The following is a 14642-nucleotide window of genomic DNA, read 5'->3' on the forward strand; positions in this document are numbered from 1 at the left end:
GCTTCCTCGCGCGGGGCGCTCGGTGCCGGGGACGAGCGGAGCGGCTGCCGAGGCAGGGGGTGGTCCGGCTCCGGAGGTTGGAAGAGCACCGCCGGAGCGGCCTTGGCCCGTCGAGGACGCGGGCTCACTGGCGCGGCTGCCGGCAGTGGCACCGCCTCCCCGGGCTGGTCGGCGGCGGCCGGAGGGGTGAAGGTGGGCCGCGGGGAGCGCCGGCGCGCTCTTTCAGCAGGCTCTCGACGGGTCGACTCGCTGGGCGGCTGCTCCTGCATATCGATGGAGCGTAGTCCCGATCACGCCGCCGCACACCGCCGAAACACGGAGGCGGGGCAGCCCTGGTCGGCGTACCCCGGAAGTCGTTTTGCTCCCGGCGGGTGGCGACCTGTATCCTCGGGCGCGGTGGTCTGCGGATCACCAGGGAGACTTCGCCTAGTCTGGTCTATGGCGCCGCACTGCTAATGCGGTTGGGGTCTTAAAGCCCCTCCCGGGTTCGAATCCCGGAGTCTCCGCGCGAAAGCTGGTTGTGTAGACTGGCCGAGCACGAGCGCCCGTAGCTCAATGGATAGAGCATCTGACTACGGATCAGAAGGTTAGGGGTTCGAGTCCCTTCGGGCGCACAAGATCAAAGGACGTCTGACCTGCGGGAATGCGGTCAGGCGTTTTTTGTTGATCGTCCCAAGGCGACGGTGGGACCAGCTGGGTGCCGTCACTCTCTGTAATCACCGATGCATGCGGGCTGACCTGCTGGCTCGTCGTCGGCCAGCAGCACCCGGATCACCGGCCCGGCGCCGTCGCCGCCCATGATCATCCGCACCGTCACCTCGTCTGGACCTCTCCCGTGGTGCACCATGGGTCGGCGTCGGATCAGACGTGCCGGGGCTCCCACCGGAAGAACCGGCGGGTCAGCCAGGCGCCGATGACCAGCCACACCAACAGCACACCGGCCGAGGGCAGCGCGAGCAAATGACTGTCCCAGAAGCCGAGCGTCCGGCCCCCGTCGGTCTGTGCCAGCCACCCGACGCGCAGCATTTCGGTGAACGGGCCGGTCGGCAGGAACCACAGCACCCGCTCAATCGGCGCCGGCAGCGCGCCCAGCGGCAGCAGGGCACCCGGGGTGGCCAGGAAGATCACCATGGACGGCAGGGTGGTCAGCATCGCGGCCTCGGAGCTGCGGGGTGCAGACCTGCGCGACCCGCGCCAGGTGCTGGACCTTCCGGGGCTTACGGAGGTCACGGTAATAACCTCGGCCGGCGAGATCTTCCCGTTGCTGTAGGGAGCCAGATGTCCATCGACTACCGACTGCCCCTCGCCGGTGAGATCCCCTTGCCCGACCTCGCCGCCCGGGCCTTTCGGGGTTGATGGGAGCCCCGGGTGGGAGCGACCGGGGCGAACGGGTGCGGACAAGACCGGACCGTCCCGGTTGTCGCACGGTGAGAGTTGGTTCACAGCGGCACGATGGGACATCCATTGTGGCCGCTGCGTGGCCGACCTAGGATCCGAACACGGATCGCGGCGGGTCAACCAGTCGTTGCCTCGGAACTGTATCCCGCGAGCGTTGAGGTGCCGGACATCGGGGGAAGGCTCGGCGAATGATGCGATATTCGCACTTGACTGTTCGAATGGGCCTACGCAGGGACCGTCTTGCGGGCCTCATTCCGGGGAGCGCCGAGATGGCGGCCCGAGGCAGTCTGCCCGGCACGAATGTTCGCGGTCAACGGCATTGAACCGGTTGCTCGGACTTGATCTGCATCTGATCCGCCGGCTGTCCCACAGCAGAGCAGCCCGGGCCTTCCTGCTGGCGGTCTTCATCGACGCGGCGGGCCGGGGGATCTTCCTCACCGGGTCGGTCCTCTTCTACACGCAGGTGATTGGACTGACCAGCACGCAGGTGGGCACCGGGCTGTCGATCGCGGCGCTCTGCGGGCTGGTCTGCGTCGTACCCATCAGCCGGCTCGCTGATCGGGTCGGAGCGCCCCGGATGCTCATCGCGCTCCAGTTGTGGCGCGCGGCCGGCTTCTTGGCCTATCCACTGGTCGACGATTTCAGCGGATTCCTGATAGCGGCGTGTTTTATCGGCATGGCCGAGAACGCGGCCACCCCCCTGCTGCAATCCATTGCTGGCTCGATCGCCGAAGACGATACGCCGGTCGGGACTATGGCGGCGGTTTCGGTGGTGCGCAACACGGCGTACTCCCTGGCTACGCTGGCAGCCACACTCTTCATCACCCTGGCCGACGCGTCGGCGTACATCGGGTTTGTATTGGTCAATGCGGTGGCTTTTCTGATCACCGCGGTTTTGCTGCTGCGGGTGCGCGGAGAGCTACCACGGGGTGTCGCGGTACGGCAGCGCGGCGCCAGTGTCGGGGCGCTGCCCTGGCGGGACCTGCGTTTCGTGTCGCTGGCCCTGCTCAACGGCATCCTGTTCCTGCACGTTGCGATCCTGGGTGTGGCACTGCCGCTGTGGATCGTGACGCAGACGTCGGCACCCAAGCCGGTCGTCGGAGTCGTGTTGCTCATCAACACCGTCCTCGCCGTGGCGCTGCAGGTCCGATTCAGCCGTGGTGGTGACGATCTCGCTCATGCCGGTCGGCTGCAGCGCCGCGCGGGTGTGGCTCTCGCGGTGTTCTGCGTCCTGGCCGCGGTGTCGGCCGGGTTGGGTCCGATGGCCACGACGGCTGTGCTCCTCCTTGCCGCGGTGGCGTTGACATTCGGGGAACTGTGGCAGTCGGCCGGGGGATGGGGGGTGTCCTTCGGGCTGTCCCCGGTGGATCGACGCAATTTCTATCTCGGTCTCTACAACCTCGGTGCGGGTGGCTTCGCGGTCGTCGGCCCAGGGCTGCTCACCGTGGCAGTCGTCGGTCCCGGGCCGGTCGGCTGGCTGGTCCTGGGAGCCGTTCTCCTCGTCACCGGGGTGGTCACCTCGTTGCTCACACAGCGTTCGGCGCGTTCCCGGGAAGCCGGTGACGCCGCGGTGCCCAGCCGGGCCGCAGAGGCCTGACCCGATCGTGGCGTAGCCCGAAAAGGAAGGATGTGCCATGCCGCCTGTGCAGTTCGGCGTCGTCTCGTTGGGTGCCGCGTTGGGGGAACCTCAGGATGTCGCTGAGGTGGCACCGAGCTACGTAGCGGATCCCGAGCGGGTGATGGCGTGGGGCTATCGCACGTTCCATCGGGTCGTCGACGGAACCACGTCGGCGCATCTCGGCGCCCGAGCGGCCACCCGGGCGTTGGAGCGGGCGCGGATCGGGGTCGGCGAGATCGACCTGCTCGTGGTGGCCGCCAGCGATGTCCCGGACTACCTGCAGTGGGACGTCTCCTCGGCGGTGGCCCGCGAGTTGGGGATGATCGGGCCGCCGACCCTGCTGCTCACCCAGGCCTGCGCCGCCACGGTGACGGCGTTCCAGCAGATCGCCGGGACCTTCGCCGTCCGGGACGACGTGCGGACCGTCCTCCTCGTCGCGATCAACCAGGTCAGCGAGGGACACGCCAACCGGATGAACACCAACACGTGTGTCTCCAGCGACGGGGCCGCCGCCGCGGTGTTGAGGCGGGACCACGCAACGTTGCGGTGGCTGGCGACCGACCAGTTCACCGATCCCGAGTGCGTCGACTTCTTCCGGGTGGAGTACGGCGGAGCCGCGGCACCGGTCGCCCCCGATGGCCTCGGCAACCTCGAATTCGACCGGCTCGCCGCCGTCTACCGACAGTTCCGCCGTGACCCCGACCACTTCACCCGGTTCACCCGCGAGCTGAACCAACGGGTCGCCCTGGTCGTGGACAACGCCTTCGCGCGCTCCGGTACCGACCGGGCCCGGCTGACCCGGCTGATCTATCTCAACGACAACCACAGGGCGATGGTCGACGTGGCAGAGGCGGTCGGGTTGCCGCTCGATCGGACCAACTTCGAGCTGGGGGCGTCGATCGGCCACTGCGGTGCCGCGGACCAGCTGATCTGCCTGGACACCTATGTCGAGCGCGGCGATCTGCGGAAGGACGACGTGGTGGCACTGGCCGGTATCGGGTACGGCATGCACTGGTTCTGCACACTCCTGGAGGTCTGACCGCCTCCGCTCATCGCGGCTGAGAGGCCGCGACCAGGTGCATCTCCTTCTCCGACTCCAGGTACTCGGCCCGAATCTCGATGGAACGCAGCTGCCCGAGGCTGCTGACATGTGTGCCGCCACACGGCATCGTCGCCACGGGCGAGATCTCACAGCGCCAGACCCGCTCCGCGGTGAAGCTGTCCGACGATCCGGTGAGATGAACCGGGGCGTCGGCGGCGACCCAGGAGGCCAGCAGGTCATTGGCGCGAGCGAGGTACGTGTCGAGGCCGGCGAGCATCCGGGCGTGGTCGAAACCCTTGCGTCGCAACGACTTGCCCAGGCGATACCGGTCCACGCTGCTGCCCAGGTCGTGCCGGCTGTCGATCAGCGCGGCGGCGTCGAAGTTGCGGCTTCCCCGTGAGTCCCGGGACGTCTCCTTGCTCCACAGTTCGTCCGTGGCCTCGTTGAATGCGTACGCCACCAGGTGGCACCCGGTGTGGGCGGCGCTCAACCACCGCCGCCGGTGATCGTCCACCGTCAGTTGGGCGGTCCGACCCACCCAGGACTCATCCGGGTGCTTGACGATGAGGTGAGCGACCGCGAACACGTGCTCGGTGTCGCCACGGCGTGCGGTCACCTCGGGCCCGATGGACACCGCACCGTCGGCCGGCCGAAAGGTGACGATCTGGGTGTCGACGACCGGGATGACCTGATCGCCCACGGTCAGGTTGCCGTGATCTCCCGGTTGGTCCGGCCAGGCGGCGTCGACCGGGTGGAACGGGGTCGCGTCGGTGACGACGGCCCAGCGCCCGGAGCCGGCCGCCAGGACGGCCTCGATCCGCGCCTCCGCGGCAGTCTCACCGCGGTGATAGGAGATACGGGTCTCGGTGATCTCGTGCAAGGCGTCTCCATCGAGCAACAGGTGTGCGCAGTGCCTTCGACAGTAGGGCGTTCAGCCGGCGTCGGTGCGGCCGGCGGCCGCACGCACGGCATCGGCCAGGTCGACACGGTAATGCTTGGCGAGCTCGGCGCAGAGCTGTTCGACGGTCAAGTCGTATTCTTGGCCACCTTCGTGTTGCAGGGCGCACCAGGCGAGCTGACATCAGAGCGCGGCGGCGTCGGTGTGCGACAAACCCCAGTCGACCCCGGCGAAGAACCCGGCCCGGAAAGCGTCGCCACCGCCGGTGGGGTCGACCACGACCGGGACCGACGCGGCCGGCACCATGTGCGTCGCGGATCCGTACGCCTCGCGGACCGAGTGTGGTCACCACGGTGCCGACCAGCCGGAACAGGGCACTCTCGGTCAGCTCGCACTCTTCAGATCGGCAGCACGGTCGGTGCTCTCCCACGTCAGGTCCGGCAGCTCACGGCCGAAATGGCCGTACGCGGCGGTCTGCTGGTAGATCGGACGCAGCAGGTCCAGATCACGGATGATCGCGGCCGGCCGCAGGTCGAACACCTCCTTGATCGCCTTCTCGATCCGCTCGACCGGCACGTTCTCGGTCCCGAACGTCTCGACGAACAAGCTCACCGGGTGGGCCTTGCCGATCGCGTAGGCCACCTGCACCTCACACCGCTCGGCCAGGCCGGCCGCCACCACGTTCTTGGCGACCCAGCGCGTCGCGTACGCCGCCGAGCGATCCACCTTCGACGGGTCCTTACCGGAGAACGCGCCACCACCGTGACGGGCGTAACCACCGTACGTGTCGACGATAATCTTTCGGCCGGTCAGGCCCGCGTCACCCATCGGACCACCGATCTCGAACCGGCCCGTCGGGTTGACCAGCAGCCGGTAACCCTCGAAGTCCAGGCCGAGCGTCTCCAGCTCGGGAGCGATGACGTGGTCGCGGACGTCCGGCGTCAGCAGCGACTCCAACGAGATGTCGGCGGCGTGCTGCGAGGACACCACGACTGTGTCCAGCCGAACCGGACGCAGACCGTCGTACTCGACGGTGACCTGCGTCTTGCCGTCCGGACGCAGGTAGGGGATCGTGCCGTCCTTACGGGCGGCCGACAGCCGGCGGGCCAGGCGGTGTGCCAGCGCGATCGGCACCGGCATCAGCTCGGGCGTCTCCGAGCAGGCGAACCCGAACATCATGCCCTGGTCCCCGGCGCCCTGGCTGTCCAGCGAGTCGCCGGCCCCACCCTCGCGCGCCTCGATGGCGGCGTCGACACCCTGCGCGATGTCGGGCGACTGTGAGCCGATGGAGACGCTCACGCCGCAGGAGGCGCCGTCGAAGCCCTTCTTCGACGAGTCGTAACCGATCCGCAGGATCGTGTCTCGAACGATGCTGGGAATGTCGGCGTAGGCCTGCGTGGTGACCTCGCCCGCCACGTGCACCTGGCCCGTGGTGATCAGGGTCTCCACCGCGACGCGGCTCCGCGGGTCCTGTGCGAGCAGGGCGTCGAGAATCCCGTCGCTGATCTGGTCAGCGATCTTGTCCGGGTGGCCTTCCGTGACCGACTCGGAGGTGAAAAGGCGGCGTGCCACGACGTTTCCTTTCGATATCGGCGCGTTCCCGTCTCAGGCGCGCCGGCGGGCGGACGGAGGTTGTCAGTGGATCGGGCGCTGCGTGGCGGTGCCGGCGAGTGCTGCCTGCCACGCCTCCACCGGCGGCGGATTGTCCATGTGCTCGGGGACCCGGACGTGGATGACCGACGGACCACCTCCGGTGGCCGCCTCCTTGATCATCACGCTGAGCTGTTCCATGTCGAACGCGCGTGCCGCGGGCAGTCCCATGCCGTTGGCGAGCAGGACGGGGTCGATACGCCCGGGGTCGACCGCGAAGTAGCGCCCGCCGGCGTAGAGATGCTGGATCATCTTGATCCAGCCGAGCGAGGTGTTGTCCAGGACCACGTAGGTGATCGGCAGGCCGAGCCGACCGGCCGTCTCCCAGTCGCCCAGACCCATCGCCACGCTGCCCTCGGTGGTGAGGCAGAGGATCCGCTCGCCGGGGTGCGCCACGGCCACGCCGATCGCGGCCGAGATCGCGAAGCCCAGTGGCCCGTGACCGCGCGGGATGACGACTCGCCACCCGTCACCGGACGACTCCCAGAAGGAGGCGAGGAACGGCGTGGGGGTGCCGGCGTCCGCCACGACCCAGGTGGACCCGCCGAATTCGGCGTGCAGCGCACGAACCACGTCCCGCGGCTGAAGCCGCTGGTCACCGGGGTCCGGCAGTGGTGACGAGTTCGCCGTGACCCACAGTTGCCGGGCGGTGGCGAGAGCCTGGATCCGACGGTCGCGCGTCTGCTCGTCGGCGGCGGGTAGTGCCTGGCGGAGCTGGTCGAGAGCCGCCCCGGCGTCCGCGACCAGGGGCGTGCTTCCGGGATAGTTGCGTCCGGCCCGCTCCGGAGAGAGGTCGATGTGCGCGATCCGGGTGCCCGAGCGTGGCGGTGCGGTGAAACTGGCCGTGTCGGTGGCGTTCGCGCGGGTTCCCACGAAGAGGACGAAGTCGGAGTTGCGCAGGTAGTCGTTGGCGTACTCCCGGGCGCCGTTGGCACCGACGACGCCGAGGGCGAGCGGATGGTCCTCGGGGAGGGCGCCCTTGCCGTGGATGGAGGTGCCGACCGGAATGGCCGCGTGCTCCGCGAGGTCGGTGAGGGCGCGCCAGGCACCGGACAGGTGTACGCCGCCGCCGACGACGATCGCGGGGTGTGCGGCCTGCGCGATCTGTTCGGCAACCGTGTTCACGGCCTCGGTCGGGGCAAGCGGGCGTGCGCCGGGAACGGTGCTGCTGCCGGTGCCGACGGGCAGGTCGGCGGTCTCCTCCAACACGTTCTCCGGGATGATCAGCACGACCGGGCCGGGACGGCCGCTCGTCGCGGCGGTGATCGCCTCCGCGACCGCGCCGGGCAGGTCGGCCGTCCGGTCCACCGTTCGCCGCCACTTCGTCACGCCGCTGAACAGAGCCATCTGGTCGATCTCGCTGATGGCGCTGGTGCCCCGGCTGCGATGCGGGTTGTCGGTGGCGATCGCCAGGATCGGGATGCCGGATGCGAATGCCTCGCCCAGACCGCTGGCCAGATAGACGGCACCCGCGCCGCTCGGCGCTTCGCAGACGCCGAGGCGGCGGAGGGTACGTGCATAACCGTCGGCCATGTACGCCGCGTGGCGTTCGTCGCGGGCAAGCACGTGCCGGACGTCCTGCGGGCGCCTCGCGATGACGTCGTAGAAGTGGATGCTGGTGTCTCCGGGGAACCCGAAGATCGTGTCGACACCGTGCCGCACCAGCGCTTCGACCAGAAGTTCCGCGCCGGCGCGCGCCGCGTCCTCAGCTGCGCTCATTGGTTTCTCCCTGGGAGTCGCTAGGCGAATGGGACGAAGAAGAAGGTCCGGCGGTACGAGAACAGGCCGGATCGGGAGACGGTGAAGAAGTCGGCAAAGCCGATTGTCGAGTGCTGTCCGGCCAGGGTGATCCGGTCGGCAGAGCCGTGGACTGCCACCTCCGGCCCTTCGACGATCAAGGATGAAAGGTGGTGTCGGCGGCTGCGAATAGGTGGCTGAGAACGGTAGAACGCTTCGATGGCCGATCGCCCGACAATGGATTCTTGACCTGGCCGGTCGTATATGGAGTCCGCTTCGAAGAGAAGCATCATTCCCTCGAGGTCATCGGCGTCGACCCGGTGGTAGTAGGTGCGCACCACGTCGTCGAGGTGAGTCCGATCCATCATGTGCGACACGTGTATCTCCGGCAATGATTCGCGGCTCACCACCGAGCGGCTCCGGTCGTGGTGATCGCCGGTCAGGAGGGTGCAGTGCAGACTCGCTACTGGACGAAAGGCATGATCCGACATCAACCCCACATTCGTTACCCCGCTCGGTGTGGCACTCGTCACACAGCGTGCCCGGCCAGGCGGCGACGGTGGCGCGGGCGACGTTCGGCGGTGTCCCCACTGGCATCGATGCCAGTGATCACCAAAGGTGGTGCTTCCTGTGCTGGGACAACATGTCTATACGGCGGGTCAGGGGGCTGCAAGTTTGCGGGAAGGTCGCGTACCGGACCTTCGGCACGGTAGCTCATCGCGAGTCCGGCGTGGGGGTACGCACCGCATTATCGAAAGCCGGTGATCGACATTTCGCCTGGGTTTCGGGCCGCGTTCCCACATTTTAGGAAGGCACGCTTGCACAGCCAGGGGTACATGTGCTTGCATCGATATCTGTCGGACCGTGGTCCGAATTGGCGAGAGTGGCCCGGTGCTTCTGGTCGTCTCGTTACCTGGGGGAATTCCGACTGATCACTTGAATCACCAAGGCGATGCAGCGCGCCGATGGGTGCCATTGGCTCAGGCGATCGTCTCCGCCACGTGATTCCGTGAATAACCGGCAAACAGCGGGGGGCAAAAGTGAGCACGGAAAGTCGACAGAAAACGGAACTTCTGGATTTCTATCGTCCGCAGGGCGACGGCGAGCCGAACCTCTTCGAGATCTGGGAGAAGGGCGGGGCCCGTGGCGACTCGGTGACGCCGTCGACCTACTCCACCGAGTACCGCGGCTGGATGACGGACATCCTGGTGAGCCGGTTGGAGAGCAACAAGGCCACCGGCCTGCTCAGCCTCGGCTGCGGCAACGCCGTGGTGGAGGCGGACACGGCCAAGGCCGGCTACCGCGTGCTTGCGGTGGACGCGCTGGAGGAGGCGGTCGATCTCGCCCGGGCCAAGGGTCTGGAGGCGGTGCAGGCGGACCTGAACACCTGGACGCCCGAAGAGAAGTGGTCGGTCGTCTACATGGACGGCGTGCTCGGGCATCTGTACGACCCCGAGCACGGACTCCAGTCGATCCTGAAGCGCATCCTCACCTGGCTCGAACCGGGACCTGCCGGCGTGGCGTCGTTCGTGGCGTCCAACGACGACACCCAGAACGGCTCCTGGGCGCAGGCGGCCTCGAACGTCACGGGCTTCTACTGGCTGTCCGCCGGCTACCTCGGCGAGCAGGCGCTCGCTGCGGGCTTCGACCGGGTCGAGATCCAGCACTTCCACTACCGGCGCCCACAGTCGGGTCCCCGCCGGCGGTCCGTGGTCGTAGCACAGCTGCACGCGTGACCGGGAGACGGCGATGAGCGTTCCTGAGCTGTGGTTACGCGAAGAAATCAACCCGGACGAGCACCGTACCGTCCTGACTCCCGATGACGCCCGGGTGCTGATCGCCGATGGCGTGCGGCTGACCGTCGAGGAGTCGGCGCACCGAATCTTCGACACCGGGGAGTACGCGGCGGCCGGTGCCCGGATCGTCACGGCCGGCACCTGGCCGGAGGCGTCGGCCGAAACCGTCGTCGTGGGGCTCAAGGCCCCCGCCGACGAGCCGGAACCGCTGCACCATCGACACATCTTCTTCGGACACGCCTACAAGGGTCAGCGCGACGGGGCGGCACTGCTGCGCCGCTTCCGGGCCGGTGGCACTCTGCTGGACCTGGAATACCTGACCGACGACACGGGCCGCCGGGTCGCCGCGTTCGGCTACTGGGCCGGTTACGTCGGCGCGGCGTTGGCGCTCCTGCATTTCCGGGGCCGGCTCGTTCCGCCCCTGCGCGCGATGACCCGCCCGGAACTGGACGAGGCTCTCGCCGCGTCCGGCGACAGCCGGCTACGGGCGTTGGTGATCGGCGCGCTGGGCCGCTGCGGTCGGGGCGCGCGAGACGCGCTGTCCGTAGGCGGAGTCGAGCCCACGGCGTGGGACCTTGCCGAGACCCGTGATCTCGACCGTCGAGCGATCCTCGATCACGACGTGCTGGTCAACACCGTGCTGTCGAACGAACTCGCGCCTGCGTTCGTCCGCCCGGAGGATCTCGATGACCCGGCTCGCACGTTGTCCGTGATCAGCGATGTGACCTGTGACGTGACGTCCGAGTTCAACCTGCTGCCGATCTACCGGACCCCGACCGACTGGGCCCGGCCGGTGCACCACCTGCGTGCCGAGCCCGCGCTCGACCTGCTCGCCATCGACAACCTGCCCTCGTTGCTGCCGCGGGAGGCGAGTGTGGCCTTCTCTGCCGACCTGCTGCCGCACCTGCGCACCCTGCGCGACGACACGCCGGTCTGGCGACGGGCGTACGACCGGTTCACCACCGCGACATCTGAACTCGACCTGATGGGAAGCCCGTCGTGACATCCACCCTCATCCAGCCGACCGGACGGGTTCACTGGCTCGGCACCGGCCTGTCGACCGGGAGCGGGCTCGCCCTGGTCTGCGCCACCGCGACCGGGACCACGGTCTGGGGACGCACCCGTGAGAGGGCGCAGGCCTGTCTCGAGCGGCTCGGGCTCAGCGGCCAGGCCGACGCGCGGGGACTTGGCTGGGAAGCCCTCGCCGAGGCGGTCCGCCCAGGTGACCTCGTGGTCTCCATGCTGCCGGCCGCCGAGCACCCGGCCGTGCTCCGGCTCTGCCTGCGCCAGTCGGCGCACTTCGCCAGTTCCAGCTACGTCTCCGCGGAGGTTGCCGAACTGGCCGCCGATGCGCGACGGGCCGGGCTCGTGGTGCTGACCGACGCGGGGCTCGACCCCGGCATCGATCACCTGCTGGCCCACCGGCTCGTTCAGGCCGCGGAGAAGGCCCTCGGCGACACTCCGGCAACGGTGTCGTTCACGTCGTACTGCGGGAGCTTCCCGGCGGTGCCGAACGACTTCCGCTACCGGTTCAGCTGGGCGCCGCGGGGTGTCCTGACCGCACTCGGCACTCCCGCCCGCTTCGTGGAGGGTGGCCGCGAGCGGACCGTCGACCGGCCGTACCGCGCCGCGGAGAAGATCACCCTCGGTGGCGAACCGTTCGAGGTCTACGCCAACCGGGACAGCATCCCGTACATCACCACGTATCAGTTCCCGAAGTTCTGGGAGGTGGATACCTTCGTTCGCGGCACCGTCCGGCTCGACGGATGGACCGACGCCTGGCAGCCGGTCTTTACTCAGCTGGAGAACGGCACCGCCGACGAGATCACCGCCCTGGCCGCGCGGCTGGCCGAGCAGTATCCGGCCACCAGCGAGGACCACGACCGGGTGGTCATGTTCGTGCGGCTGGAGGCGGTGACCGGCGACGGAGCGCGCTGGGCCGGTGAGTACACCATGGACGTCCAGGGGGATGCCACCGAGAACGCGACACCTCGCCTGGTCTCGGTGGCCCTTGCCGGCGGGCTCGCCGAGTTGCTGGCCGGCCGGCTGTCCGCCGGTCTGCACCAGGCGACCTCCGACCCCGATTCGATCGACAGTTGGTTGGACTTCCTGTCCGCCAACGGAGTCGTCTGTCAAGAATATGTGCCATAGGCCGATGATCTAGTACATGGTTGGAATTCGGTCGCCTCATTACGTACCGGGGTAAGTACACTTCGGTCGGTCTGGCGCGGTTCACAGCCGGTTACGGGGAGGCCAGGAGATGGCGCAACAGTCGGGGACCAGGCAATCGGCGACGATTCGGCGCGGCATTGTGCCGCTACTGATCTTCGCCGCATTGACCGCCGCGATGGACGTGTACGGCAGCAACCGGCTCCAGGTGGTCAGTCCGGAGAGCCTCACCGCGGTCTCCTTCACACTGACGGCGGTCTTCTTCCTCGTCCTGGAGTTGGCGCGTAACGGCACCGCGTTCCTGACCATGCTGCGTGAGTCACGCCACGACGTCATCGCCATCAACATCACCACCGCCGTGACGTGGCTCGCCACCTTCTACGCCCTGCGCAACCTGGAGCCCGCGGTCGTGAACGTGGTCGGGCTGGCGCTCGGTCCGGTGTTCATCCTTGTGACCGGGGCGATCCTGCGCCGGGGAGCGTCCGTCATCGCCGCGGAGGTCGTGGTCGCGTTGGGGATCTTCGTGTTCCTCAGCGTCCTGGTGTGGGGCTCCTTCACCGGTGAGACCGCCGTCGGGGACATCGGCGAGAGCACCGCCGCCTGGGGACTCTTCTTCTCGGTGGTGTGTGCGATCGGATCGGCGGCCAACATCACCTACATGAAGCGGCTCAGTGATCGCGGTCGTAGCCCGCAGGAAGTGCTGGCGGTGCGGTTCTTCCTGATGATCGCGATCGGGTGGGCGATGACCGCGACGAGTTCGCTGGAAGAGGTGAGCGCCGCGCTCGTGCCCGGCGCAGTGGTGGCCGTCATCGGCATCGGGCTCCCGATCTACGTACTACAGATCGGAATCAGGCACACCGAGCCCATCACCACGGCACTGATCGTCTCGCTGTCACCGATCTTCGCCTACTTCATGCAATTCCTGGACGGGCGCTTGCAGCCCTCCTCGCTGACCATCGTGGGAATCGTGGGCATCGTGGCACTTGCGACCGCCGGGACCCTGGCCCGGGCACGCCACGACAGCCGACTGGAAGCCGCGACCATGCCGTCGGCCTACGACACCGTCGGAGACCGCCGATGAAGGAGTCCTCCATGAAATGCGCCATCGTCGACGCGTACGGCGCGGGCCGGCACCTGCCGGCCGCGTTGCTGCGGCACGGCATGGAATTCATCCACATCCGCTCGGACGCGCCCGACTGGCGGCTCAGCTACCGGCCGGAGGAGTTCACTGTCGACCTGAAGCACGAGGGCGACCTCGACGCCACCGTCGCCCGGATGCGGGAGCACGGCGTCGGCATCGTCGTGGCCGGCGCCGAGTCCGGGGTGCTGCTGGCCGACCAGTTGTCGGCCGCCCTGGGCACACCGGGCAACGGTATGCGGAACCCCCTGGCGCGGCGCGACAAGTTCGCCATGCACCAGGCGATCCGGGACGCCGGCCTGGCCGCCGCCGACGGCTTCCGGTCCGAGTCGGTCGACGCGATTCTCGGCTGGGCGGGTGAGCGTGGGCAATGGCCGGTGGTCCTCAAGCCGCCGTCCAGCGCGGGCGGGGACAACGTCTACGTCTGCCACTCCGCCGAGGAGATCAGGGACGCGTACGCGCGGATCACCGGCAACATCGACCGGTACGGCCGGCAGAACCGCATCGTTCTGGTGCAACAGTTCCTGGCCGGCACCGAGTACTACGTCAACTCGGTCAGCCGGGCCGGCGTGCACCGGATCGTGGAGGTCTGGCGCTATCACAAGCGCTCCACGGGCGGCCGGACGATCTACGACTACGAGGACCTGCTGGCCTGGGACGACCCTGCCACCCGCCAGATCGCCGACTACACCCTGGCGGTTCTGGACGCGCTCGAGATCCGTACCGGCGCAGGACACACCGAGGTCATGCTGACCGCGTCCGGACCGGTGCTGGTCGAGTGCGGAGCCCGCCTCGGTGGCGGGCAGATGCCGGAACTGCTGACCCGTTGCACAGGCACCAACCAGGTCGACAGCCTGGCCCTGGCGATCGCCGACCCCGAGGTGTTCACGCGTCAGGGGACCAGCGGTTATCAGCTCGACGCCTACCTTCGCTGCGTCAACCTGATCACCGAGCGCGACGGCGTCATGCCGGGTGCCGACGCCTGGGCGGCTGTCCGGGCGCTTCCGTCCTTCGACAGCCTGGTGCTCAACATTGCGGAGGGCACCCTCCTGTCGCCCACCACCGACATGGCCACCTGCCCGGGCACGCTGTACCTGTGTGCCCCGGACCGGCAGCAGGTCATCGCCGACTCCGACCGGCTGCGCTCGCTGGAAGTCGCCGGCCTCTACGGCGACTGATCCACCCGTCCCCGCCTC

At 68.3% G+C, this 14642-nt stretch carries 14 protein-coding genes and 2 tRNA genes; 10 read left to right on the plus strand and 6 right to left on the minus strand.

Going from position 1 to position 14642, the window contains the following annotated elements; all coding sequences use genetic code 11:
* Nucleotides 1–415: 415 nt before the first annotated feature.
* Nucleotides 416–506, plus strand: a tRNA-Ser gene (locus ACFYPM_RS15275).
* Between the two features lie 35 nt (nucleotides 507–541).
* A tRNA-Arg gene (locus tag ACFYPM_RS15280) sits at nucleotides 542–614 on the plus strand.
* Between the two features lie 247 nt (nucleotides 615–861).
* Here ACFYPM_RS15280 and ACFYPM_RS15285 read toward each other — a convergent pair.
* The gene (locus tag ACFYPM_RS15285; RefSeq protein ID WP_387196259.1) at nucleotides 862–1131 is read right to left on the minus strand and encodes a hypothetical protein; all 270 of its coding nucleotides are present in this window, start codon (nucleotides 1129–1131) and stop codon (nucleotides 862–864) included.
* On the opposite strand from ACFYPM_RS15285, the gene ACFYPM_RS15290 reads away from it, so the two are divergent.
* From ACFYPM_RS15290 to ACFYPM_RS15300, 3 genes are all read left to right on the plus strand, one after another.
* The gene (locus ACFYPM_RS15290) at nucleotides 1130–1270 is read left to right on the plus strand and encodes a hypothetical protein (RefSeq protein WP_387196262.1); all 141 of its coding nucleotides are present in this window, start codon (nucleotides 1130–1132) and stop codon (nucleotides 1268–1270) included. The two genes, ACFYPM_RS15285 and ACFYPM_RS15290, sit on opposite strands and share 2 nt — an antisense overlap.
* A gap of 207 nt (nucleotides 1271–1477) precedes the next feature.
* Nucleotides 1478–2995 carry an MFS transporter gene (locus ACFYPM_RS15295; RefSeq protein ID WP_387196265.1) on the plus strand — a complete coding sequence of 506 codons (1518 nt, stop codon included), beginning with the start codon at nucleotides 1478–1480 and terminating at the stop codon, nucleotides 2993–2995.
* A 37-nt stretch (nucleotides 2996–3032) separates the two neighbouring features.
* Nucleotides 3033–4055, plus strand: a complete 1023-nt coding sequence (locus ACFYPM_RS15300; protein ID WP_387196268.1) for a 3-oxoacyl-ACP synthase III family protein — start codon at nucleotides 3033–3035, stop codon at nucleotides 4053–4055.
* Nucleotides 4056–4065: 10 nt separating this feature from the next.
* On the opposite strand, the gene ACFYPM_RS15305 is transcribed toward ACFYPM_RS15300, so the two are convergent.
* The 5 genes from ACFYPM_RS15305 to ACFYPM_RS15325 form a co-directional block, all read right to left on the minus strand.
* The gene (locus ACFYPM_RS15305; protein ID WP_387196271.1) at nucleotides 4066–4938 is read right to left on the minus strand and encodes a hypothetical protein; all 873 of its coding nucleotides are present in this window, start codon (nucleotides 4936–4938) and stop codon (nucleotides 4066–4068) included.
* 201 nt (nucleotides 4939–5139) lie between these two features.
* Entirely contained in the window at nucleotides 5140–5262 is a 123-nt protein-coding gene (locus tag ACFYPM_RS15310; RefSeq protein ID WP_387196274.1) for a hypothetical protein, read from the minus strand.
* Between the two features lie 78 nt (nucleotides 5263–5340).
* Nucleotides 5341–6528 carry a methionine adenosyltransferase gene (metK, locus tag ACFYPM_RS15315; RefSeq protein ID WP_387196277.1) on the minus strand — a complete coding sequence of 396 codons (1188 nt, stop codon included), beginning with the start codon at nucleotides 6526–6528 and terminating at the stop codon, nucleotides 5341–5343.
* 63 nt (nucleotides 6529–6591) lie between these two features.
* A complete protein-coding gene (locus ACFYPM_RS15320; RefSeq protein WP_387196280.1) occupies nucleotides 6592–8325 on the minus strand; it encodes a thiamine pyrophosphate-binding protein in 1734 nt (577 codons plus the stop codon).
* A 20-nt stretch (nucleotides 8326–8345) separates the two neighbouring features.
* Complete coding sequence (locus tag ACFYPM_RS15325; RefSeq protein WP_387196283.1) at nucleotides 8346–8834, minus strand: nuclear transport factor 2 family protein; 489 nt, start codon at nucleotides 8832–8834, stop codon at nucleotides 8346–8348.
* Between the two features lie 549 nt (nucleotides 8835–9383).
* Here ACFYPM_RS15325 and ACFYPM_RS15330 point away from each other — a divergent pair.
* The 5 genes from ACFYPM_RS15330 to ACFYPM_RS15350 all read left to right on the plus strand — a co-directional run bounded on the left by ACFYPM_RS15330 (nucleotide 9384) and on the right by ACFYPM_RS15350 (nucleotide 14624).
* Nucleotides 9384–10079: a class I SAM-dependent methyltransferase gene (locus ACFYPM_RS15330; RefSeq protein WP_387196286.1), complete on the plus strand. Its 696-nt coding sequence runs from the start codon at nucleotides 9384–9386 to the stop codon at nucleotides 10077–10079.
* Between the two features lie 13 nt (nucleotides 10080–10092).
* The gene (locus ACFYPM_RS15335; RefSeq protein ID WP_387196288.1) at nucleotides 10093–11142 is read left to right on the plus strand and encodes a saccharopine dehydrogenase; all 1050 of its coding nucleotides are present in this window, start codon (nucleotides 10093–10095) and stop codon (nucleotides 11140–11142) included.
* Nucleotides 11139–12290 carry a saccharopine dehydrogenase family protein gene (locus ACFYPM_RS15340; RefSeq protein WP_387196291.1) on the plus strand — a complete coding sequence of 384 codons (1152 nt, stop codon included), beginning with the start codon at nucleotides 11139–11141 and terminating at the stop codon, nucleotides 12288–12290. The genes ACFYPM_RS15335 and ACFYPM_RS15340 overlap by 4 nt, the downstream gene beginning before the upstream one ends.
* A gap of 160 nt (nucleotides 12291–12450) precedes the next feature.
* The gene (locus ACFYPM_RS15345) at nucleotides 12451–13389 is read left to right on the plus strand and encodes an EamA family transporter (protein ID WP_387196294.1); all 939 of its coding nucleotides are present in this window, start codon (nucleotides 12451–12453) and stop codon (nucleotides 13387–13389) included.
* An 11-nt stretch (nucleotides 13390–13400) separates the two neighbouring features.
* Entirely contained in the window at nucleotides 13401–14624 is a 1224-nt protein-coding gene (locus ACFYPM_RS15350; protein WP_387196297.1) for an ATP-grasp domain-containing protein, read from the plus strand.
* The last annotated feature ends 18 nt before the right edge of the window (nucleotides 14625–14642 follow it).

This window comes from Micromonospora sp. NPDC005203 (assembly GCF_042872705.1).
GTDB lineage: Bacteria > Actinomycetota > Actinomycetes > Mycobacteriales > Micromonosporaceae > Micromonospora.